Origin of the sequence: Bacteroides sp. L008, from assembly GCF_040812255.1 — a bacterium.
GTDB lineage: Bacteria > Bacteroidota > Bacteroidia > Bacteroidales > Bacteroidaceae > Bacteroides > Bacteroides vicugnae.
Genome location: NZ_JBFNXO010000001.1, coordinates 3668284 through 3693420 on the forward strand (window position 1 = coordinate 3668284; position 25137 = coordinate 3693420).

12 protein-coding genes are annotated in these 25137 nt (G+C 39.8%); 6 read left to right on the forward strand and 6 right to left on the reverse strand.

Annotation, left to right across the window (positions count from 1 at the left end):
- Positions 1–3426, reverse strand: a complete 3426-nt coding sequence (locus tag AB3G73_RS14790; protein WP_148365577.1) for a TonB-dependent receptor — start codon at positions 3424–3426, stop codon at positions 1–3.
- A 331-nt stretch (positions 3427–3757) separates the two neighbouring features.
- On the opposite strand from AB3G73_RS14790, the gene AB3G73_RS14795 reads away from it, so the two are divergent.
- Positions 3758–4357 carry an HU family DNA-binding protein gene (locus AB3G73_RS14795; protein WP_367745161.1) on the forward strand — a complete coding sequence of 200 codons (600 nt, stop codon included), beginning with the start codon at positions 3758–3760 and terminating at the stop codon, positions 4355–4357.
- 70 nt (positions 4358–4427) lie between these two features.
- Here the strand turns inward: AB3G73_RS14795 and AB3G73_RS14800 are convergent, their stop codons facing one another.
- The 5 genes from AB3G73_RS14800 to AB3G73_RS14820 are packed head-to-tail and all read right to left on the reverse strand — an operon-like array spanning position 4428 to position 16061.
- Positions 4428–6863, reverse strand: a complete 2436-nt coding sequence (locus AB3G73_RS14800) for a glycoside hydrolase family 127 protein (protein ID WP_367745162.1) — start codon at positions 6861–6863, stop codon at positions 4428–4430.
- A 2-nt stretch (positions 6864–6865) separates the two neighbouring features.
- The gene (locus AB3G73_RS14805; RefSeq protein WP_367745163.1) at positions 6866–9613 is read right to left on the reverse strand and encodes a DUF5695 domain-containing protein; all 2748 of its coding nucleotides are present in this window, start codon (positions 9611–9613) and stop codon (positions 6866–6868) included.
- A 4-nt stretch (positions 9614–9617) separates the two neighbouring features.
- Positions 9618–10922, reverse strand: a complete 1305-nt coding sequence (locus AB3G73_RS14810; RefSeq protein WP_367745164.1) for a hypothetical protein — start codon at positions 10920–10922, stop codon at positions 9618–9620.
- Between the two features lie 18 nt (positions 10923–10940).
- On the reverse strand, positions 10941–12917 hold the full coding sequence (locus AB3G73_RS14815) for a RagB/SusD family nutrient uptake outer membrane protein (RefSeq protein WP_367745165.1): 1977 nt from the start codon (positions 12915–12917) through the stop codon (positions 10941–10943).
- Positions 12918–12929: 12 nt separating this feature from the next.
- Positions 12930–16061 carry a SusC/RagA family TonB-linked outer membrane protein gene (locus AB3G73_RS14820; protein WP_367745435.1) on the reverse strand — a complete coding sequence of 1044 codons (3132 nt, stop codon included), beginning with the start codon at positions 16059–16061 and terminating at the stop codon, positions 12930–12932.
- 347 nt (positions 16062–16408) lie between these two features.
- On the opposite strand from AB3G73_RS14820, the gene AB3G73_RS14825 reads away from it, so the two are divergent.
- The 5 genes from AB3G73_RS14825 (at position 16409) to rbsK (AB3G73_RS14845) (ending at position 25075) form a co-directional block, all read left to right on the forward strand.
- Positions 16409–20443 (forward strand): two-component regulator propeller domain-containing protein, encoded by a 4035-nt coding sequence (locus tag AB3G73_RS14825; protein WP_367745166.1) that lies wholly within the window; start codon positions 16409–16411, stop codon positions 20441–20443.
- Between the two features lie 292 nt (positions 20444–20735).
- The gene (locus AB3G73_RS14830; protein WP_367745167.1) at positions 20736–21218 is read left to right on the forward strand and encodes a DNA-binding protein; all 483 of its coding nucleotides are present in this window, start codon (positions 20736–20738) and stop codon (positions 21216–21218) included.
- A gap of 139 nt (positions 21219–21357) precedes the next feature.
- On the forward strand, positions 21358–22899 hold the full coding sequence (locus AB3G73_RS14835; protein WP_367745168.1) for a hypothetical protein: 1542 nt from the start codon (positions 21358–21360) through the stop codon (positions 22897–22899).
- 227 nt (positions 22900–23126) lie between these two features.
- Positions 23127–24050, forward strand: a complete 924-nt coding sequence (rbsK, locus tag AB3G73_RS14840; protein ID WP_181985780.1) for a ribokinase — start codon at positions 23127–23129, stop codon at positions 24048–24050.
- Between the two features lie 38 nt (positions 24051–24088).
- Entirely contained in the window at positions 24089–25075 is a 987-nt protein-coding gene (gene rbsK / locus AB3G73_RS14845) for a ribokinase (protein ID WP_367745169.1), read from the forward strand.
- The last annotated feature ends 62 nt before the right edge of the window (positions 25076–25137 follow it).

Here is a 25137-nt window from a genome sequence, read left to right on the forward strand (position 1 = left end):
TTAGAATGTTATTGATAATCCAAAAACATAGGTTTTTACTTGCGGATAGACATCTCCGCTGGTGGTCCTCACTTCAGGATCATAAGCCCCGAAGTAATTGGTTTTAGTAAACAAGTTATCTGCCGAAGCATATACTCTAAGACTATTAATGCCAAGAGGTGCCACCATCCGGACAGGAAAACGATAACCTATCTGAATATTCTTCAGACGCAAGTACGATGCATCTTCTTTCCAATAGTCACTGAAGAGCCTGTTGTGCTCCTGCGACTGATAAAGTCTGGGATAAGAAGCATTTGGATTCATAGGCGTCCATCTGTCAAGATGTTCTTTTTTAGGGATCGAGTAGTCATTGATAAACGCATGCCGCGCCTCATCCTCAAGGTAACCGGCAACTTTACCTACACCTTGCAAATAGAAACTGAAGTCTATACCTTTCCATTCCAAACCACCCTTGATTGCATAGGTGTAATGGGGCTCTTTCTCGCCAAATACCACTTTGTCGTAGTCATCAATCACCCCGTCGGGAGCACCGTCAGGACCACTGATGTCCCGATACTTAATATCTCCGGGCTGTACAATGCCATTTTGTGAGGCAACAAGAGGGAACTTTGGTTTCTGATACTTACCTGTAGTTGTATTCACCGATTCGAAATCATACACTTGTGCCAACCCATCCGTAAGATAACCATAGAAAGCACCTATCGGATCACCTACCCGACGATACGAACCGGAAGCCGTACTGGTCAGGGACTCCGGAGTTCCGCCCAAATCGGTGATCTTATTACGGGCATCCGACAAATTGAATCCGAGATTGTAATTTACATTTCCGATCTTATCACGCCATGACAAATTGAGTTCCCATCCTTTGACATCAATCTTACCAAGATTGACATAGCCTACGTTACTGCTGGAGACCCCGACAATAGCCGGAACATCGGGACGAACCAACGCGTCAATATTTTCTTTCTTATACCAATCAAAGTCCACATTCAGTCTATTACTCAAAAAACTAAGGTCTACTCCAAAATTAATCATGCGAATGGTTTCCCACTTGATATCGGGATTACCTATTTTGTTCTGCCAAAGTCCCATAACAGGTGTATTAGAAGCTCCGATAGGATAGGACTCCTCGGTAATGATAGGTGACAAGTAGGGGTAGTAATTACCGGGAATATTTTGATTTCCCAATTCACCCCAGGAAGCACGCAGCTTACCCGAGTTCAATACCGAAGTAGCAAACTCCATGAATTTTTCACGTGAAAAGTTCCATCCTGCCGAGAACGATGGAAAATATCCCCAACGATTGCCCTTGGCAAATCTTGAAGTTCCGTCAGCACGCAGGTTGGCTTCAAACAGATATTTACCGTCAAAAGCATAGTTGACACGACCAAAGTAAGAGCGCAAAGCCCACTCATCTTTTGTTCCGCTATTCATGAAATTAATCATTCCGGCGCTGATAACGTGAATATCTTCAACCATCACATTATCACGCGTAGCACCCAATGTGCTTCGGTTTTCCCACTCTTGCGAAAATCCCAACAACGCTCCCAACTCGTGGCGTCCTATGGTTTTATTAAAGTTCAGGGTGAATTGCAACGTTTGGGTCATAACGTCGAGATGGCTTTGGGAAATATAGTCCTTGGCATCTTCATTTGCTTTCAACGGGCTACCGTCCGAGTAATAAGACAACATCTTCGGGTTAAACTCATCCACCTGGCGGGTGTATATATTAGCAGAATACTGCATACCGACATTCAATCCGTCTATAATTTTGAGATCTGCATTGAATATTCCATTGAGCACACGAGTTTTCCGTTCTTCCATTCCCGACTCATAGGCTACCTGCAAGGGGTTACGCACCGAACCGTACGACCAATTCTCGCTATCTACCATCCGGCCGTTTTCATCAGGAATTTGCCACTTGACAGGAAGTAGCGGAGACATACGCTGTGACAGGCGAAATACCCCTGATGTGCCGCTATAACCTAAGTCCTTCTTGTAGAAATCGACATAGCTCATCTGCCCATTCAGTTTCAAACGATTGTACACTTCTGTGTTTACACTGATACGCGCATTATGTCTTTTGGAACTATATCCGTCACCTACAATCAGCCCATCCTGATCCAAGAAACCATACGACATAAAAAATCCGGTTTTCTCGCTTCCACCCCGTGCACTCACATTATGCCCCGTCTGAAAAGCCCGGCTTTTGTATATTTCGTCAATCCAGTCAGTATTGGAATATTCATTGGGGTACAGTCCCGAATCATATTTATCGAAAGCCTCTTGTGTATAAGGTTTGGAAAATCCGGCAGCACTCATGGCTTCGTTGGAGAGTTCCATGTATTCCCTTCCGTTAACAAGCTCCGGTAATGCTGTGGGAGTCTGAAATCCGGCATATCCGTTATATTGGAATACTACCCGTTCTTTCTTTTCTCCCTTTTTAGTAGTTACAAGAATAACACCATTGGCGGCACGTGCTCCATAAATGGCTGATGAGGCGGCATCTTTCAGCACTGATACACTTTCAATGTCCGAAGGATTCAATAAATTGATGTCTCCCCCAGCTACCCCATCAATCAAGATCAAAGGTGCTGTACTACTGTTGATGGTTCCCGTACCACGAATATTGATACTGGGCACAGCACCCGGCTGTCCCGAAGAAGAAACGATGCTAACTCCGGGCAACAACCCTTGTAACCCCGTAGTTACGTTAGTAATAGGTCTGTTCTCAATAGCCTCCGCTTTAACCATAGATACAGCACCTGTTACGTTTACTTTCTTTTGTACGCCATAGCCCACAACTACTACGTCTTCCAAGCTGACAGCATTCTCTTTCATCACTACGTTTACTGTCGTTTCTTTCGCTATGATGCTTTCTTCACGATAACCGACGTATGAGTACCGAAGTGTACTTCCATAGGGTACTTTGATGGAATACTGACCATTGATATCGGTTATTGTACCCGTAGTCGATCCTTTTACAGACACGGTGGCTCCGATTATCGGTTCCGCATTCTCATCAGTAACTTTACCTTTCACATACAGTTCTCTCTTACTCTCTTGCGAATCAACAGGTTCGGACGTGTTTTTATTTTGATATTCTTTATTATAAAATAAAATGCTGTCATCCAAGAAACGGAACCCAATGTTAGTCCCTTTTAGCAAAAGAGTTAATGCTTTGTTTACATCTGTGTTTTTCACCTCCAATGACACTTTCCTACTCGTATCTACAAATTCTTTGCTATAGGCTACATTCATCGATGCCTTCTCTGCTATCTGACTGATAGCTTCTTTAAGAGGAAGCTCTTTGATACTAACTGATATTTTTTGCTGCTGTGCATAAACAAGAGCTGTGACAAATATGCACATTAGGGCTACAATACACCTTCTGCCGGTGGATGAAAAAGGAGAATCTTTTTCCATAATATTAGTCTTTAAAGTTTATAGTTCGATATCTATTAGCTAATACACAAGAGATATTAAAAAGTATTACGGCAAATAAGTTAATGAATCTTAATTGGATATATATGGCATATAGTATTCCCTCATTTAATGCACAAATTAGTGTCTTTACCTGAAAAAAGTAATAACTTTGAGTGCACAAATCAATTCGTCGGACTGTAGTGCTTCTTTCGAAGAACTATAGTCCATCGAAAGAAGCACTATAGTTTATGTTGCGTCGGACTATAGTCCGACGAATAAAATCATGCAATCGGAGGCAATATTTACTGAATAACTAAAAACAAAATAAAACATGAGTATTTATTATGATCTTTATGCCAGTGGCAACCCACAAAAAAAGGATGAGCAGCAGCCACTTCACGCACGAATAATTCCGTCAGGAACTCTTGATGCCAAAAAATTCATAGAGTTGGTATCTAAAAGTAATGGCTTCAGTCAAGCTACCATTGAAGGATGCCTGCAAGCTGTTACTGATGAATTACAACATTGGTTAAAACAAGGTTGGATTGTAGAAGTCGGAGAATTAGGGCATTTCTCTTTATCGCTGAAATGCGGTCGGCCGGTAATGGAAAAGAAAGAAATCCGATCTCCTTCTATCCATTTGAACAAGATAAACCTTCGCGTCAACAAAAAATTCCGCGAAAGCATGGAACCGTTACAGTTGGAACGTATGGAATCTCCCTATCGCAACGATGGCAGTCTTAATGAAGACAATTGCCGTATCGTCCTTATACAACATTTAGAAGAACAAGGTTGCATCACCCGAGCCGATTTTATGAGACTGGCCGGGATAAATCGGGATAAGGCGATTGGATTATTGAATAAATATATAGAAGAGGGGGTGATACGAAAATATGGAGGAGGCAAGACGGTGGTATATTTAAAGAAATAAAGCGACCAAAAAAATGTGTCAAAAGTGAAGCTATAAAAATACTTCAGACTTTTGACACATTCATTATTTACTATTCAAAGCGAACTTCAGAAATGCCTACGGATTTTCCCTGTTGGGCATCTATATTCAAACGTATAGCCTCTACCTCAACACTACTACTCGGATGGATAACATTGAACCTGTCCTTACCCAACTGATAAGAATCTGTAACATATAATTCAAGCACTTTCCAAATTCCTTTCGATTTATATTCTACCTTCCAGTTTACAGGTAGCAGAATGTTTTCTTGAGGATTCTCCAGCCAATATACAGAAAGAGAATTTAAAGTATAGGGAGTTTTAAAATCGAATGTCAATTGTTGCTCTTTTCCATTCTCTGCAGGAATAGAAACCCATCTCTCCAGGCTAAAATCAGAAGAAGAAGTAGCCACTTTCCCATCACAAACCGCCTGCTCTGATATCGCATCCCCACTTGCAACAGACGAAGCCGCTATTTTCTCAATCGAATCCATATACTTCATTTTTTCTAATTGCATCCCTACAGTCGAAACTTCCTTATTTAGCCAGACAAGCATTGTACGATTATCTCCTCTGTTACACCAAGCATAATAAGGCACTAAAGAAATTCCGCCCACTTTAATAAAATCAAGTCCCTTTAGTTCACCAGTTTCTTCAGTCGTAACCTGCGCCTTTTTTTCTGTCACATCACCCAGAAATAATTGCTGAACAGGTCTTCCATTATCTATTTCTTCCGCACAATAAACCAATGGGCCACGTGTCACAGCTATTTTCCCCACATTATCCTTCACTTCCGGAATACAGTCGACAAAACGAATAGGCATTGGCAATTCAAGTTCTACTATATCACCACTCACCCAATCCCGTTCTATTACTGCAAAACCTTTCTTTGTCGCATACTTCACTTTTTCTCCGTTTACACGTAACTCAACTGGCAGATGCCGTTGTTCTTTGTAAGGATAAAGTCCACCCGGTACAAATTCATCTTTCGCTGCCCAAGTAGGAATACGCATACTGATTGAAAAACGTTCTTTCCTCTCCGGATTAACAACAAGGCGCACTTTTCCGTCAAATGGATACCCAGACTCTTGTTCCAAAGCAACTTTTCCTCCCTTTAAAGGAATCTTAGTCCTGCTTCCACCATAAAGAGTAAGATAAATATTATCTTTACTATAAGCATACATATATCCCGGAACTTGCAAGATGAGACGAGAGATATTAGGAGGACAACATGCACATCCAAACCATTCGGCTCGACCACCATTACCATGATTAAAACGTCTTTCCCCATCAGCCTCCAAAGGATTCACATAGAAGAAACGATCCCCTTTCAAGTTAATTCCAGCCAAAGCATTATTAAATAAAGACAACTCGGCAATATCCCAGAATTTTGCATCACCGCTACCCCAAAATAATCCTTGATTAAAAAACACGTTTGCTACAGCAGCACATGTCTCATTATAGGCTGTCAGATTAGGTAACTCGTAAGGAGCACCGAACCCCTCCATACCTTCTACCGCACCTAATCCTCCAGTTATATGCATACGTGTTGTAACCAAATTATTCCATATAGCCTGAAGTGCCCTGTCATAATCATGGCGTCCGGTCAGTGCATCCACCTGTGCCATAGCTGTATAAAGATAAGCTGCTCGCACGGCATGTCCCACCGCTTCCGTCTGTTGGCTTACCGGTGCATGCTGCTGCGCATAAGTAGCTGCCATCACACCTTCTCCTTCCGGACGGTAAGTAACTCCACGAATCTCTAAAAACTTTTTAGCCATATCAAGATATAATGGATCATTCGTCACCCGATACAATTTACAAAGAGCCAGTTCTATTTCCTCATGTCCGGGAGCTTGATTAATTGGTTTTCCATTATTATAATGAGGGTCTCCTCCTTCAAAGAAAACCTTATTCACATGCTTGGCACTCTTAATAGCAACATTTAACAGTTTATCTTTACCCGTTGCCTGATAATAAGCAACAGCGGCCTCATACAGATGCCCTACATTATAGAGTTCATGGCTATGTACCAACCAAGAATAAGGTTTCTCTCCCATCTCACGAGGATCAGGATTACCACAAATATGAGAAATGTACAGATACCCGTCTTCTTGTTGCGAAGCAGCAATCAACTCTGTCACATCATCCATGAACTTTTCCAGTTTCTCATCCGGCTGTATCATAAGTGAGTAGGCAACTCCCTCCATTACCTTATATAAATCTGAACTGATGAAGCGATGTGTTTCCGGCAGTTCGGTGGGTTTACCTGCACGAAAAGCAGCACAACGCCTGAAGCGTTCAACAGCCGGTGCACTCTGATAAACAGAAAAAGGGACTGTAACGCTTATCTCTGTCTTCATTCTTTCTTTCCAAAAACCATCAGTCAACGTTACCTGATTAAAGGGGATGGGGATGATCTGCTGTTCTTCCTCCATACAAGCCGTCGACAAGATGCACAAACTAAATCCTACTAATAGATGTCTCATTACTATTTCTTTTTAATTATTACTTGCGTATATTTATCCATGACCGGTATTTCCAGCCGACAAAACGGATGCGCCTGATCCATTATTTCAAAATCTTTCACTTCTTTTTGTCCAGCTATAACAGTATACTTTCCTTCAGGGAGTTTACCTTCAAGAGTCATCCTTGTACGATGAGGTTTCCCAGAACGATTTTCGATAACAAAAGCAAGCTCATTTGTTTTTTTCAACGTAACAGGATAATCCTTTCTGAAACCATCCTGCCCCAATTCTACCGAAAATTGAACAGGCGTAAGAAACCGTATCTGTCTGCGTACCCCGTCATACGGAATCATGCTTATTGTTCCATCTTTGTCCACCGTCACATTGCCTCCATAAGCTATCAGCCCGAAATCGGAATCATCTATTAAATAAACTCCGGCTCCATGAATACCACCCGTGAGTCCATGATCTATTTCGCCGTCATACCGCCACGGCGCACGTCCGGTTTTTATATAACCCATGTAGGTACGGGAGTTCTGATAAGGAGAAAACGCCCAGCCCACAGCGCCGTCATTTTCTTTTCCTTGATACCAATACCCAAAGCCAGTCTGTTGCGTACCTGTATTCATCAACGCCCATGAAGCCAACAGAGAATTATAGCCATAATTAATGTACTTCTCCGGTTCATTGGAAAATCTATACGCATAATCCAATAATGCCACACCACCCATCTGCGTCATATAATCAAGATTTACGTAATGCCCGCTCCATGCCGTGCCCAGATTGGCATATCCCGGTTCAAAAATTCCGCGTAAAGCAAGATTCCCATCCAGCTGATTTTGCATGAAACGCTCTATGGAAACAGTGTCAAAGGAGGTATACGAATACCATTTTTTCTTATTCTTATCATACCAGAATTGTTCCTCCGGTTGCATCGGATTCAATTTCGCATATTCGGCAATGTAATAGGAAGATTCAAAAGCAGTACGGTCTACAAACATCTCGGAACCAAACGGCCAGGGATCTTCATAAATCATATATGTCACTTTCTTTTCCCATTCACGGCGTAATTTTGCTGCAGCTTCTTTCCTGCCTGCATTTTCTAAAGCTGAAATAATATATAACAAATACCTTTCATGAAAATTTCCTTGCTTATAAGCCCAGTCAGTCCACCCGTGGAAAGCCCATTGTTTTCCCATCAATATATTATATGGCACTTCAAAATACGCCATTGCCGTACGGTAAGCCCGTTCTAAATATCCATCCGAATCGAGGTAAGTTACCATATCCGGATGATCTTTCGCAATCCGGTACAAATTATAATAAATAGCAAAGTGAGTGGTATAGTCAAAGGTTCTCCACATACGGCCTTTACCCGAACCTCCATCCTCATATCCTCCGGATTTTCCGCTACGGTTCTGATACCAGTTTTCACTTCCATAGATACCATAGGGATAGGGAAATTCCTTATCTGTACGCTGCAGTTTACCCCAAACAAAATTCTTCTGATAATATTCCAACGAAGCTATTTCGTCCTTATCCGGATATATCACATTCTTCTCGCTTACATAAATAGGCTTACTATTCGAAGGATCATCAGAACCTCCCACCATAAATTCTTCCCGAAGTTCTCCCAAATAATCAGGTGAAAGCAATTCGGCTTTTTGCATATCCCACAAGCTATACAAGCCATTGTACCACTTCGTGGAATCCCGGTGTTGCTGTTTGTCTACAATAAAACGGGCTCGTTTCTTTATGAGCGTTTCTAAAGGTTCTGTTACAAAAAAATCCAGATAACACATTCGTCCGTTTCCATAATTTACCGTAATCAGATTCTCTCCTAAACGAGAAAAACGAAACTTATAAATATACTTATTATCTTTCGTCTTGCCTATATTGGCTATTTTGATTTGCTCCGGATGTTCAACAGTCAACTGTTCAACGGGCAAATGTGTCTGTAAAGCACAATACACTTCCATTTCCGGCGTTACTACCATTCCCGGAGCAATTTTCACAAGAACGTTTTCTTTGTCATATAAACTTTTCCTTAAATCAGCATGGTCCTTCGCAATAGCAAAATTAAAGCCTGCGGAATAACGCTGATAAGGGGCTACCGTTTTTGAGGTAGAGGGGATTCTCCAGGTATCGTTCACCCGGTCGACAGTATTCGTTGCATGCAAATAATACTTACCGTCCCAAGTTGCATATTCCAACGAAGTTCCTTTCTTCATAGACATCAACAAAATATCTCCTTGACCGGTATATGGTATCCAATAGAGAAAAGACGAATTTCCATTTAAAGAGAAATGTTTATTCAGGTTCTGACAAGCCTGTACGGATTCGTCAATTGCTCCAATCGGCACTGTCAGGCACATATCCGTAATATGAACCACATGACGGCTACGGTTGAAGAATTCAAGATCCCACTCAACCTCTTCTCCATTCACAGAGAAAGTCTGATAAAGCCGGACTCCGGCAGGAAGTTGCCAGAAGATCTGTGCTTTTCTCGCCGTATTTTCCAGTATTTCAGGTTGTAGATCGGCAAGATTAACTGCGTAAGTCTTATTGTCTGCAAGGTAATTAAAGTATAAATCTCCCAGAAACTTTCCCTGATCGATATAGTTTCTGTGATGGTCGCTTCCTTCGAAAACAAGCAATTTCAATCCCTTACCATCCGGATTCACCTCTATTCGAGGGACCACAGTTGCCACTGCAGTCCCATAAAAACCTAGCCACGCCAAACAAACGGCCATACAAAACTTCATTCTCATAAGTTTAATTTTTCACTGTTATTTTGAATGTACTCAACGTTCTTTTGTGAGCATAATCGTCCAGTGAATTACTTCTCTGTTCGCTATAGTCTATACCACTATAATTTTTATCACCTACGTTGGTAGCTACAGCCGTAATGGTAAATTCACCTGGTTCGGTGTAAATATACTTATAAGTTTTCTGAATTCCCCCTGTCGAATATACAGAACCCAGAGAGACGCCCGTATGCCACGGCTCATATTCGTCTGTCCCCATCTCAATGAACGAGAGGTATACATCGCCCTGAAAACCTCTGTACTTAGCATAATCGGCTTCATGAACAGGCAGACCGGTTGCAGGATTAAGTTCACATTCGTAAGCCTCATCTATTCCATCTCCATCCAAATCATATTTATAAGGTGAATCATCAGCCGCCGCATAAGTAGAACGTCCATTCACATACATATCGACTTGACGAAGCACTATCTTTTCTCCATCATTCAAAAACTGCTGCAAATACGAATCACGATTATACATCTCTCCGAGTTTATAAAAGCCTTCTGTCGGTCTGCCGGAGATAGGATCGTTCGTTTGAAATGCTCCATAAGAACGTTCGTCCATAAGAGTGTTGTATTTATAACCGGCAGCATGTCCGGCAAAATCCGCCAGTTGCTCCGTATGTAATCCAAAATAGGCAGCGACCCAGGGATCATTGGAATATTTTCGGATCGCACGGTCCGCATCACAAGCAACAAAACGACTCTCAATTACCGTATTGCCGGGTTGATTGTCAAGACCTCCCAGAATATGGATATCCGGCTTCATGCGTATGCCCGAAGGGATTCTGCGATCTGATACCGTGAACTTCAATTGATTGGTCCCGATATAACTCATTTCCATCAATGCTTCCGGAAAATCGCCTTTCTTATAAGGAACCAATTGGATATTTTCTATCGCACCAAAAAATTCAAAATCCTTTTTTACATCTTCAACCGTCTGATAATTTTTGAAATACTTATAGAACAATGTCTTCTCTCCATTCTTTGCATAAGACACCCGATAGCCTTTCTCATAAAAACTATTCCAGTCATTTTCCATGATTGCCTTGATGCGTGAACGCTCGAACATTTTCCCCTCATCTCCCGTAAAAAGAGAAAGATATTGACCATCCGTAGAAATGGTAATCGTCACTTCATCTCCTACTTTAGGATTCTCCGGAGATACGGTTACATGAACAGACGGAGCTTCCACATCCGAACCATACTTTTCGCATGATGTCATAACAGACATCATCATTATTATAATTAAAATTGATTGATATGTTTTCATATTCTTCTGGCAATTAAATTAATAACCCGGGTTTTGCTTCATTTCCGGGAAGAATGACAACTCTGTAAATGGTATAGGCATCAATACACGATATACCTTTTCATCATTGAAAAGATGCCACAAATATTCTCCGCGTGCAGGATCACCATAAGGTGCATAGAACTGTAAAGGATCACGATAACGGCAAATATCTTCCAAATCTTTCATGGCAATATCCGGGAAACGGGATACATCGAGCCAGCCACAATCATCTTCAGCCGCAAGTTCCCTCAAACGTTCATACATTAATTCTTTCAACGCATTATCTGCACTTATATCTTCCGGAATCATCATGACAGAATTTTCCTGATAGGTATAAGAAGCATCACCCTGGCTGGTAAACATATCTTTCGCAGTACTTTGATTACAAGCTCTGTCTCGGACAATGTTCATAGCTTTCACTCCTTGCGATATTTCCCCTTGCATAATCAGGGCTTCCGCTTTAAGCAAATAAATCTCGGCCAATCGCAAAACCGGATAATCAACTCCTGCATAATTTATATCAAAAGTCGAAGCGATCTCACTCGGATTCAAATTACGGAATTTACCAAGTTGCCACCAATTGCAATTCCACAAATTAGGTCTGTTTGCTCCATTGGCTTCATTTTGCCACCAGTTCCTTTCGTGTGTTTCCAGTGCCACTTCCATTACTTTCAGTTGATCATCAGAATAATTATTTCCTCTACCCGGCTCAATATAGAAATTCGTACCCAGTTCACGTCCGGCAGGTTCAAATACCCAGAGTCCGACCGGGGCGCTTCCACTGCTGGGACCGGTGACCCATCCTTTCACAGAACTCCACATACGACGAGTGAAATCTCCCGTAATTGTATATCTCCCTGTACTTTCATACAGATTCTGCAAATCATTAGGAGTGGTTCCGGCTTTAGGAGATTCCGCATTAAATCGATCTATCTGCCCATAATCACGACATACCTCCTTGAAACTATAATTATGATCCCACATCGGAATATCATATAATAGCGTCAGCCAGGAAGTCAGGTGCACACCATTGGTCGCCCCATACTTGGCTTCTCCCGCAAATCCCATCGGTATCTTATTACCGGTGCCATTGCCCTCTTCTGCAAGTACGCTGAACATGATTTCTTTATTGCGTTTCGTAAATACGGCAGGATAATAATCTTCCAACTCATAACTGCCATAAACCCCGGATATAATATCATTGCATAATTTAACTGCATCTGTATAAAGAGAAACAGTAGACAAGTCTCCTGTTGTATTTTCGGCAATTTTATCTCCATACTTTTCGGCACGACGAATATAAGACGCATGAAAGATTTTCGTCTTTGCCAGCATACCAGCTACTGCTCCCCTGGTTACACGCCCATAAGCAATTCCCGAATTATTATCGGCACACTTACTCAAAGCATACTCCATTTCGTCATATAAGAATTTAAACACTTCTTGTCGGGTAGCACGGGGCACGTAAGCAGGCTTGGGTCCCGTCGGTCTGATTATTAAAGGAACGCCACCATAATAACGATAAAGCGTAAAATAAGCGTATGCACGCAAAAAACGGACTTCACCTATCAGCATTTCAGTTGCGGATCCTTGTATAGCAGCTTTCTCCAATGAGGAACTGCCTATACTGGAATCAATGGCATCCTGATGTGCCTCCAGATTCTCCAAGATCTGATTGGCCTGGGCAATGTAAGCATACAGTTTGGACCATAAATTCAATACACTACCCGAACTTGCCGTCAGGTCAAAAGGACCCTCGTTTATCAGGGATGGCATCATAAAGCGGTCGTCCGTCATAATTCCATCATTGGTGTTACCCGCATTTGCATATAAAATAGCCACGTTACGTAAAGCAGCATCATAAGAAGTATAGAATGTCTCCGCCGGAAGTTCCGTTTTCGGCAACTGATCGAAGTAACCCTCGCACGATACCAGTACAAGAGATGATAAAAGGATAAATAATATTTTTTTCATGACAGTACCAGATTAGTATTTAAAATTAAATGAAAATATGTGTGATCTTGCATACGGATAGGATGAAATATCAACTCCCGGCAAAATCCGATTATTTACAGAGTTCCCACTACGTACTTCCGGATCGTATCCTGAATATTTTGTCAAACAGAACACATTATTAATAGAATAGGTAAAAGACATATCTTTTATTTTCCAGGCATTCAGTAGTTTTTTAGGTAAATGGCAAGTAATAGCCAGATTGTTCATCTTCAGGAATGAACCATCTTCCACCATCTCGGAATTGGAAGCTGTCCACATATATCCTGACCAGGAAATAGGACCGGGACCGGTAAACGTACCTGTCGGGTTGTTAGCAAACCAAGCATTTTTATAATAGACAGATGACTTATTACGAATATCACCGTTATTCATCAGGTTGTATATGTTACCATTAATAATGTCATTTCCATATGACCAGCTGAAATCCATAGCCAACTCAATAAACTTCCAGCGGAAATGTGTATTCAAACCTCCGATAAATACCGGATTCACATCTCCTATCACAACGCGGTCTTCCATATTAATTTTACCATCCCCGTTTATATCGGCAAAGGAAGGGAATCCGTAGGGCATTTCTCTCTCTGTTGCATACCACCAAGGAGAATCGGCACTACCCACACCATTACTATCGGAATACCAGTTACTACGGATACCCTCCATTTGTAATCCGTAAAACAGTCCTAACGGATAACCCTCTTTGATAAGTACATTCTCCGTACCCGAAGCAGAACCGACAGGACGGCTTTCAAGCATTTGGTTCTCTGTACCCAAGCTTAACACTTTGGACTGATTGGCACTAAAATTAATCGTAGCATTCCAACTAAAATCTTTTTTATCGATGATTAGTCCACCTACACTGATCTCAAATCCACGGTTACGAACAGAACCGATATTTCTCGTCACTTTACTAAATCCGGACATACGCGGTAAATTTTGTTCCAGAAGCATGTCTTTGGTCTTTTTAGTATATAAGTCTACAGAAATATTGAGACGATTATTAAACATATCCAAATCCAGACCACCATTAAACTCTTCTGTCACTTCCCAACTTATATCAGGGTTCGCCATGCGATTGGTGTATAATGCAGAGATTGTACCATCACCAAAGACAGCTTGCCGACTACTTGACGCCAACGTCTGTGCATAAGCATAAGACGCAATCTGGTCATTACCAACCTGACCATAGCTGAAACGCAACTTCAGATTATCAACATTCTTTTTCAACCATGACACATTCTTGAAGAAACTCTCATCCGAAACTCTCCAACCAATAGCACCTGAAGGGAAAAATCCCCACCGATTATCCGGAGAGAACTTGGAAGAACCGTCCGCACGCATAGAGGCTTTGAGAAGATAACGGCCTTTATAAGAATAGTTTGCCATAAACACCCCGGAAAGCATGGCTACCTTTTCATAACCAATCGTTGGAGACTTCACGTGATTTCCACTCTTTGCATCATATATTCCTTCCCAACCCAAATCTGTATTAAACTGGGAATATTCCTGACCAAAGGTTTCATATTTATTCGTATTGGCTTCATATACAGCGTTTACAGACAAATTGTGCACTTCGTTAAATACTTTATTGAAGCCTGCTTGTACTACCCCTCTTAAATTCAGTGCATTTTGCGTCCCATAAGATGCCCATCCATTATTGTCATAACCTCGCTGAATAGTTTTAGGAACAAATTCTTTTATTTCCCCTTTAGGAGTGCGTACACCCATTCCCGCTTTCACAAACCAATTATCTGTGATGTTATAGACAAGTTCCGCCTGACCGAAAAAAGTATGATTCTTATTAGAATAATCAATATCCTTGAGTTTTCGATAAGGATTATCCATTTTACCTGTGTAATATAAATTATCATCTATTTCCTGAAAAGTCCATTCTTTGGGAACTAACGGAGAGAATGTCTGTATTTCATTGAAGATATTGTCTTCTGTCCAAAAAGCACCGCTGCGTATATTATGTTCATAAGATATATTTGTATTCAATGTCAACTGCGGAAGGAGTTTTATGCTGTTATTCGTTTGGAAATAAAAACGCTTAAACCCTGTATTCACTGCAATTCCGTCTTCATTCATAAAGGATAGAACCGTAGAATTTTGTATTTTCTCCGTTCCTCCCCTATAAGAAACCTCATAGTTTTGTTTGGTTCCATTCTGAAGACAAAGATCCGGATAGAATTGAAAACGGGAAGGATCTGTATTCCATATCTGGTCTTTATATTCCTGATAGAAATCTGCATTCTGCCATTGACCATTCATTACCATATCCCGCATATAAGCTCGCATATAGTCCTCTGCACCCAACATAGAGATAGAGTTTGCCAGTTTACTAATTCCATAGGAGGCTTTTACCGAAATCTCACTCATCCCCGCAGAACCTTTTTTGGTAGTTATCAGCACTACTCCGTTGGCACCTTGTGCACCATAAACTGCGGTGGAAGATACATCTTTCAATATAGAAATGCTTTCAATAGCATCAGGAGAGATGGTAGCCAGAGGATTGTCAAGCGGATCATCCGAGATCGGGATGGGAAAACCGTCGACCACATAAAGAGGAGAACTTCCCGCTGTAATAGAACTGGCTCCACGCACCTTGATGGTAATTCCCCCGCCAGGGGCTCCATCATTGTTCATCACCTGAACTCCTGCAATTTTTCCCTTCAACGCCTGTTCCATACTTAATGGATTGGTTTTCATAAATTGTTCGGAATTCAAACTGGACACAGAACCTGTCAAATCAATTTTACGTTGTGTCTGATATCCTGTAACAATAACTTCATCAATCTCGATACCTGATTTCATCACGACATTGATCTGTTGCTGATTTCCCACAGTTTTTTCAACTGTTGTCATTCCAATCATTGAATATACGATAACCTGACCCGAAGTCACATTATTCAGAGTATACTTCCCATCTATATCAGTGATAGTTCCATTTTGTGTGCCTTTCACTTTTACATTTACTCCCACTAAAGGCTGCTCATCTGTTTCTTTGACGTAGCCATAAATACTTTTCTTTTCCTGTGCAAAGCTCCCGATCGATAGAGATAAAAACAGGCATAACAGCAGAAAGAACCTCGCCATATTCCCCATACCTGTCTTGAGTTTTGGTAGATAACTTTGATTCATAATATTAGTAATTTAGTCATTAAGATTATATTATTCTTTTTTTAGAGAAAGTGTCAACTTTAAAAGGAAGGATATCCCGCTGACATGAAATAAAGAAGGTCTGTTCATAGGCATTATAATTAGTTGGTTTCGATGGCAAATGTAGAGAAAAAAGCATCTAAACCATAAAACTATAAATTATTCACTTATACTTATGTTCACATTTACACTACCAATACGCGAAGTGAACATGAGTACCACTTTATAACCAATAGTTACAGCCTAATTCATTTTTATTTCAGACATTTGTGACGTACACAATTCTTATACGCATGAAAACATTTACATTAACCCTGATACTATTATTCTCGACTATTACTTATGCACAGCAGAATGAGTTCATTTTCCATAATTTGGGAAGTAAACACGGGTTGACCTATAGCGCAGTCAGGGATATTGTGCAAGACAACAATGGATATATCTGGATCGCTACTTTAAAAGGGCTTAACCGATATGACGGCTATAATATCAAACAATTTTATAAATCAGAAGACGGATTATCATCTAATTGCATTGAACGCATACTCCTCATCGGCAAAGACTCTTTATTGCTGGGAACTAATGAAGGATTATGTTTGTATGATGCACAAAAAGAAAAGTTCTCATCGATTCCTTCCCCAGACAATAGCAATTTTTACGTGTCAGACATGGCCGAAAACGGAACAAAGGTTTTTGTAGCTTCAACGGCAGGATTACATATCTACGACAAACGTTCACAAAATATAAACCGCTTATTTAAAGGCAGGCTCCTAAAGATTTCCCTTGACATCAATAGCAATATATGGGGAATAACTCCAGATACAATTTATTGTTTTCGCAATAGTGGATATATTATAAGGAAGTATGCGGTAACAGAAGTATCGCCACAATATTCCATCCAATTTTCAGCTATTTACAGGGATTCACAAGGAACTATATGGCTGGGAACTACCGAAGATGGACTATACCGTTATAATAAAAGCCGGGAAACCTTTCTCCCTGTTACTCTCTCATCTCAAGATAGAAAAAAAATCCGTTATATACGCTGTCTGAAAGAAGACATGCGCGGAAATTTATGGATTGGGACAGAAAATGGACTCTTCATTTATGACTATACGGATGATAGTTACAAACACTATCTGCAAGATTCCAATCTATCACAAACCGGATTGTCTGACAATGCCATATATTCCATCTATAAAAGCCGGGAGGAAATGATGTGGATCGGTTCTTTCTTTGGCGGAGTGAACTACACAAGCCTCATTGATAATAAATTCAGCTATATACTGCCTGACAATGGGAAACAAACATTGAAAGGAAAAGCAATCAGCAATATCATAAGAGATGGTAAAGGTGCTTTATGGTTCGCATCTGAAGATAACGGTATCTCTATCATATATCCCGACCAAAGCATACAGCACCTCAATAAATCAACTTCTCCTAAATTGAATGGAAACAATGTACATGCATTAATTGAAGATCCTTCAGGAAATATCTGGGCAGGAAATTTCGTAGACGGACTGCATAAAATAGATGGCAACCGGCATGTCCAGTCCTACAAGAACATAACAGGAGACAGTATCGGGTTGTCAGATAATTCAATATACAAACTATATATTCATAATAACGACTCAATGTTCATAGGGACTAGTTCCGGCATAGATATTTACCATTTCAAAGATGACAGGTTTACTCGCTTTCTCCCCCATATTTTTAAAACAATACGCGTAGATGATATTCTTCGGGATACTCATAACTGTCTATGGTTCGCAACACACTTTGATGGAGTTTTCATGTATAATCCGGACAATCGAAAGATTACTCAATACCGGAAAGGAAAGAAAGGATGCGAAGAAATAATCAGTGATAATATTTATTGCAGCTTTATGGATTCCAGAAAAAGAATATGGTTTGGCACAAGCAACGGAGGGCTTATGTTATACAATCACTCCAGCAACAATATGAAGATATACGGCAAGGATAATGAACTGAAACAAAGAGATATCTACTCCATACAAGAAGATTTGTCAGGGCTGTTATGGATGAGTACAGATAATGGCATTTACTGTTTCAATCCCGACAACCAAAGCTTTACTCACTATTTGGTAGCCGACAATCTTATCTCAAACCAATTTAACGCATGTTCAGGATATAAAGACACTGATGGTACTATTTACTTTGGGAGTATCAATGGAGTCTGCTTTTTCCATCCGGAAGAATTACACCAAGCTAACGCTACACAAAATATTCATATCACTTTTTCCGAATTTAAAATTTTCAACAAGCATATACAACCGGATAAAAACGGAATAATAGAAAACAACATCGACAACACCTCGAATATTGATTTAAAACATGACATGAATACACTTACTTTTGATTTTCTAATCATTAACTATAATGATAATTATCAATCACAATATATCTGCGAATATCGTCTGGAAGGTATAGAAGAGAATTGGAATATTGCACAACAAATGCCACAGTCCATTACTTATACACTTCCTCCGGGAAAATATAAATTCCATGTACGGGTTATTCATAAGAATGGTTCGATTATTGAACAACGTGAAATAAATGTTCATATCCAGCCTCATTTTCTCGCAAGCAAATTTATGATATCTGTTTATTTCATTATAGGTATCTGCATAGCATATATTATCATCCGTTTCTACAGGACACGTATGAAAGACAAAATGGATATCAAGATAGAACGAATGGAAAAGAATAACTTACGAGAACTGAATAAACATAAACTTAATTTTTTCACTTTTATAACCCATGAATTCAAAACTCCCTTATCCATTCTTATGGCTATATTTGAAGACATATCCATAGGAAAAGAAAAACAATTGGAAAAAGAAGAAATCAATATCATCAAACGAAATATCCAACGACTTCAGTTCCTCATCAATCAGTTACTAGATTTCCGTTCTGTGGAAACAGACCATGCTAGTATAAAGTATGTAAAAGCTGACATCATGGGTTATGGAAAGGTTATATTTGATTTGTTTACTCCCGTTTTCAAACAAAAACAAATACGGTATCTATACAAATCGAGCCCGGAAACTTTCTATACGATTTTTGACCAGGACAAAATAGAAAAGATTATCAGTAACTTATTAAGCAATGCTTTCAAACACTCTGATGCCCAAAGTGAAATAAACTTTAGTATTGAGGTGGATAAAAACACGGAACGGCTCATTCTTTCATGCCAAAACACGAGCTCTTATATTCATCCTGAACAACGTGAAGCTGTTTTGCAACCGTTCCATAAAACAGGTTCAAAAGATACGAAATATTCTAATACCGGAATCGGATTGGCACTGGTAAACGGATTAGTACAATTATTATCGGGTACTATCGATATAGAAAGCAAACAGGAAACCGGAACAACTTTCATTATTCAACTACCGTTAGTAAAAGATACAAAAGATATGATTGTGCCGGACAAAATGCCGAATATAGTGAATTCACCTGATATTGTTGCCGACACAGTATATTTACTGGATAACTCTATACAGGAAGAAAACATTAATTATCAGGAAAAAGAAAAAAAGCTATCGATACTTCTAGTTGAGGACAACCCAGATATTAACAAAATTCTAAAAAGCAAACTTTGTAAAATATATAAAGTTAAAAGCGCCTATAATGGACGTGAAGCAGTCGAAATTCTCAAAAATCACATTATCGATATAGTTATTAGCGATATTATGATGCCTTTTATGGATGGATATGATTTAAGTAAATATATAAAAACATCACATGAATATTCACACATACCAGTTATTCTAATCACGTCACAACCTTCTAAAGAAAATGAATTGCAAGGTTTATCAGCTGGCGCGGACGCATATATCGAAAAGCCTTTCACTTTCGACGAACTGAACTTGAGAATTACCAATCTGCTAAAAGCTAAAAATAATATCCGTGCGCATTATCAGGATATGAAAATATTCGAGCTCAATGAAAAATTGAATAATAAAGATGAGGAATTCATCAATACTCTGACCCAATATATCCTGGAACACATACAAGAATCCGATTTAAATGTCAACCATTTAGTAGATCATATGCAAATCAGTAGAACACATTTATACAATAAGCTCAAAAAACTGCTCAACTTAAGTATTACAGAGTTTATCAACAAAATAAAAATAGATGTTGCCAAGCTCAAAATTATTGAGACAAATCTTTCTTTCGCAGAAATCTCATGGCAACTGGGCTTCAACAACCCGAGCTATTTCAGTAAAACGTTCAAACGCTTTACAGGAATGACACCGAACGAGTTCAAAAATAACCGGGAAAGAAATACGCCTATTGAATAGTTATCAGTCACAATATAACTAACCAAATATATATTTTACTAGAGGAAAGCAGTATACAGACACAAAAATAGAATAAGCCCCCTTAAACTATCCTCATAAGATAGAAGGATAAGCACATGTAAATATTATAAAACACACAATCGCTTACTAATCAAACCATTGATTCAATATTAATTATTTTGTGAACGCACTTCTTCAAAATCGCTTGCCCAGCAAATTCAGACACCATATCTTTGCAATGTGATCACAAAATAATAACTAGATTTACTAACGATTAAAACTATTAAGAATTATGGCACTGAAATATGTAGTCAAGAAAACAACCTTTGGCTTTGATAAGGATAAAGCCGAAAAATATGTAGCAAGACCATTCAACGTGGTTACTGTTGATTTTAAAATGCTATGCGATCAAGTAACAAAAGTAGGATTCGTTCCACGTGGTACTGTAAAATCCGTACTAGACGGATTGATTGATTCACTGATAACGTATATGGAAATCGGGGCGTCAGTCAGCCTTGGAGAATTCGGAACTTTCCGCCCTTCTTTCGGGTGTAAAAGTCAGGATGATGAAAAAGAGGTTACTACGGAAACTCTGAAGAACCGTAAAATTATTTTCACTCCCGGAAGTATGTTTAAAGGTATGATAAAATCAATAAGTATCCAAAAGTTGGATAGTTCTAAAACCAACAGTTCCGGTACGCCTGACAATGGAAATGGAGGCAGCGGAGAAGGTGGAAACGAAGGCGGTGGTGAAGCACCGGATCCGGCAGCATAAGAAACCGTATTAATGATTAATATTTAAAGACAAATCCGGCTTAAGCTCATTTAAGCCGGATTTGTTAATTTCTCAAATAACTTGTTTTTCTCACAGAAATTCCCGATTATTGCAGCCTAATACTAATCGAAAGGGCTTCATGAAAAGAGTCGATTCCGTTATCTCCTTAATATATTCACTATCGAAATCTGAAAAGAAACACTTCTCTTTGCAAGTCGTCAAAGATAAGGAGGAGAAAGACTATCTGGTCATTTATGATATTATCACAAAGAGTAAACAGCCCAATGGAAATGCGGTAAAAGAAGAATTTTATAAACGCAGACCTAAAGGTTCTTTCGAAGTATCCATTCAATATTTATATGAGAAACTGGTAGACACACTACTCACATTAAGAAAGAAGAAAGACATCTACTATGATTTGCTAAACGATCTATGCAAAGCCCGTATGCTTTATGAGCGCTCTCTGTTCGAAGAGTGTTTCGAGATTCTATCCAATACAATAGAGCAAGCACAATTCTATGAAAATAACGAAATACTGACGATTGCCCTGAAACAGGAACTGGAATATCTGCTACGGCTGAATTTCCCTAACATGACAGAACAGGAACTTTTTCACAAGCATTTTATTCAGAATGAATCTTTAAAGAAAATCCGAAAGATAACGGAGCAATCCTCACTACATAATTTACTGAAATATCGTCTCTCTCATATCGGGGCGATACGGACTTCAAAACAGAAACAGGATATGAATGACCTCATGGTCAACGAACTTTATATAGCCGCTTCTTCAGATGCGGAGGGGAATTTTGAATTGACACGAAACCATAAACTTTTTCAAGCAAACTATTTAATGGGAGCGGGAGATTACAGAGCCGCCCTAAACTCATACAAAGAACTGAATTCTCTGTTTGAACAGAACCAACAGTTTTGGTCGAATCCACCCATTTATTATTTGTCAGTGCTCGAAGGAGTGCTCGGAAGTTTACGTTCAGTAGGCAACTACAACGAGATGCCGTATTTCTTGGAAAAATTAAAAAGACTCATAGCTGAAGATTCTTCTCTTGAATTTAAAGTGAATGCCACCTGCCTGCTCTTTCAGTACGAACTGTTTCCTTATTTGGACAAAGGAGATTTCTTAGACTGTACAGAGGTCATGAATCGTTATCAGGAGACGCTCTACGACAAAGAAGCATGGCTAAGTCCTATACGTAAAAGTGAACTATTGCTTTATACAACGATTGTGCATATTGGTAATCAGAACTATAAAGCAGCCAAAAAATATATAAGTAACGCTATTGTCGACCATAATATTAAATACCTCCCACTGATGAGAACCATTCGTCTGGTTCGCCTCATCGCTTATTACGAAACACAAGAATACGAACTGATCCGGCACGAATCACGTTCCATTACCCGAAGTCTTTCTTCACCGAAAGAACAGACATTTAAGACTGAACGAATTATTCTATGGTTCCTGAATAAAAGGAACCTCCCTATCCTGCGCAAAGACCGGGAAGCCTTTTGGGAAAAGCTGTCTCCGGAAATCCAGGAGCTATATAATGATAAATACGAGAACCAGCTTTTACGCATCTTTGATTTCACAGCATGGATAGAATCGAAAATCCGGAAAGAAAAGCTTTCCGAGGTATTGAGAATACGCGCAAATGCTAAAGAACCTTAAAGAGGAAGGTTATTGCAGCCTTTCCCTATTATAAAAAAGCATCTTTCAAGTTCACTTTTTCTCTTTGTAATTATATAAACAGACTTTATATATTCATTCTATACATCCTTATTATCAAGGAAAATTTGTCTCATTACATCATCTTTGAAATTATATAAATCAATTATTAATGTAGAAAACGATGCATTATTATTCCTTTCATTTGCATTATCCTAATTTTAAATACTATGGAAACTATATCTATTCATAAACCCAAAGTAGTAGTAATTGGAAGTTGCAACACCGACATGGTTGTAAAAGCCAACAGACTACCAGTACCGGGAGAAACCGTCTTGGGCGGAACATTTTATATGAATCCCGGCGGCAAAGGAGCCAATCAAGCAATTGCGGCATCCCGATTGGGAGCCGAAGTCACCTTCATTTCCAAAATCGGATATGACTTGTTCGGTTTACAGGCATTGGAAATATATAAATCAGAAAAAATTAATACCGAATTTATCTTCACTGACCAGAAAAGTCCATCAGGCGTGGCACTTATCTCTGTCGATTCTTTCGGAGAAAACAGCATTATTGTTGCACCGGGTGCAAGCCGCTCCCTTTCCATTGAAGATATCAACAAAGCTGAAGAAAAAATCAAGGAAGCTGATATTATATTAATGCAACTTGAAGTTCCAATAGAGACTGCCGAATATGCAGCTACTATTGCCAACAAATACGGTAAAAAGGTAATACTCAATCCGGCACCTGCATCTACCCTTAGTGATACGTTTCTAAGAAATGTACACACTATACTTCCTAACCGGATTGAAGCGGAAATGCTATCCGGGATTAAAGTCATGGATATAAAAAGTGCTCACCGGGCCGCCAAAACCATCGGAGACAAAGGGATAGAAAATGTCGTCATCACCTTAGGGAAAGACGGAGCCTACGTGAAAGAGAAAGAAGAATATACCATGATTCCTGCTAAAGAAGTAGAAACGATTGATACAACCGGAGCCGGAGATGTGTTCTGCGGAGCATTCAGCGTTTGTCTGTCCGAAAAACACTCATTGACAGAAGCTGTTGAATTTGCCAATGCAGCAGCGGCAATTGCCGTTACCCGTATCGGTGCCCAAAGTGCCATTCCTTATAAAATGGAAGTCACTTTATAAATAGAAATAGACCTAGGTTAAATATAAATCTGATTCACATGAAAATAGTAGTTATTGGAAGCTCAAACATCGACATGGTTGCCCAAGTCAACCATCTCCCGGCACCCGGCGAAACTGTCGGTGATGCCTCTTTTATGCAATCTCTTGGAGGAAAAGGTGCAAACCAGGCCGTGGCTGCAGCACGGTTGGGAGGTTCGGTCACCTTTGTCACTTCCCTAGGGAATGATATGTATGCCGACATACTCAAAAAGAATTTTGAAAAAGAGGGAATCACTACGGATTATATTATCAATGACACCCAACACCCCACGGGAACCGCACTAATTTTCGTGGCAGACAGCGGAGAGAATTGCATAGCCGTAGCTCCGGGAGCAAACTACTCTTTATCTCCCGACTCTATCAATCATTTTTCCAAAGTGATCGATGAGACGGAAATGGTAGTTATGCAAGCCGAGATTCCTTACAATACGATTAAGAGTATTGCACTATTAGCACAACAAAAAGGTAAAAAGGTTTTGTTTAATCCTGCACCTGCCTGTCTGATTGATGCAGAGTTGATGAAAGCTATCGATATTCTGGTAGTCAACGAAGTAGAAGCAGCATTTGTTTCAGGTATCAAACATACAGGGGATAACCTGGAAAAGATAGCCGAAGCTTTGATGGCGGCAGGTGCACAAAATGTTGTGATAACACTGGGAAGCCATGGCGTATATATGAAAAATGCTCATACAAGCGTCCGACTTCCCAGTTACAAAGTGAATGCCATTGACACAATTGCGGCCGGCGATACATTCTGCGGTGCATTGGCTGTCATGTGTGCTCAAAAGGAGATAGATATGGAAGCCATCAATTTTGCGAATGCAGCGGCCGCAATTGCCGTTACCCGCTCAGGTGCTCAACCATCTATCCCTACTCTCGAAGAAGTGAACCACTTCATCCTAGAAAACGAATTACCTTATCGCTCAACTTCTAAATTTAATGAACATGAAAACCTACTCGAACCGACGATTTATTCTATCAGGTAGAAATCTTCAGTTAGTAACTGACGGTATAAGACATAAACTTATACTGTTATTAAGCTGCCTAT

Excerpts from the sequence above, each read along its gene's own strand:
- rbsK (WP_181985780.1), top strand. The coding sequence starts at position 23,127 with ATGGAAACTATATCTATTCATAAACCCAAAGTAGTAGTAATTGGAAGT.
- AB3G73_RS14825 (WP_367745166.1), top strand. The coding sequence starts at position 16,409 with ATGAAAACATTTACATTAACCCTGATACTATTATTCTCGACTATTACT.
- AB3G73_RS14805 (WP_367745163.1), bottom strand. The coding sequence starts at position 9,613 with ATGAGAATGAAGTTTTGTATGGCCGTTTGTTTGGCGTGGCTAGGTTTT.
- AB3G73_RS14790 (WP_148365577.1), bottom strand. The coding sequence starts at position 3,426 with ATGGAAAAAGATTCTCCTTTTTCATCCACCGGCAGAAGGTGTATTGTA.
- rbsK (WP_367745169.1), top strand. The coding sequence starts at position 24,089 with ATGAAAATAGTAGTTATTGGAAGCTCAAACATCGACATGGTTGCCCAA.
- AB3G73_RS14810 (WP_367745164.1), bottom strand. The coding sequence starts at position 10,922 with ATGAAAACATATCAATCAATTTTAATTATAATAATGATGATGTCTGTT.
- AB3G73_RS14835 (WP_367745168.1), top strand. The coding sequence starts at position 21,358 with ATGAAAAGAGTCGATTCCGTTATCTCCTTAATATATTCACTATCGAAA.
- AB3G73_RS14820 (WP_367745435.1), bottom strand. The coding sequence starts at position 16,061 with ATGGGGAATATGGCGAGGTTCTTTCTGCTGTTATGCCTGTTTTTATCT.
- AB3G73_RS14815 (WP_367745165.1), bottom strand. The coding sequence starts at position 12,917 with ATGAAAAAAATATTATTTATCCTTTTATCATCTCTTGTACTGGTATCG.
- AB3G73_RS14830 (WP_367745167.1), top strand. The coding sequence starts at position 20,736 with ATGGCACTGAAATATGTAGTCAAGAAAACAACCTTTGGCTTTGATAAG.
- AB3G73_RS14800 (WP_367745162.1), bottom strand. The coding sequence starts at position 6,863 with ATGAGACATCTATTAGTAGGATTTAGTTTGTGCATCTTGTCGACGGCT.
- AB3G73_RS14795 (WP_367745161.1), top strand. The coding sequence starts at position 3,758 with ATGAGTATTTATTATGATCTTTATGCCAGTGGCAACCCACAAAAAAAG.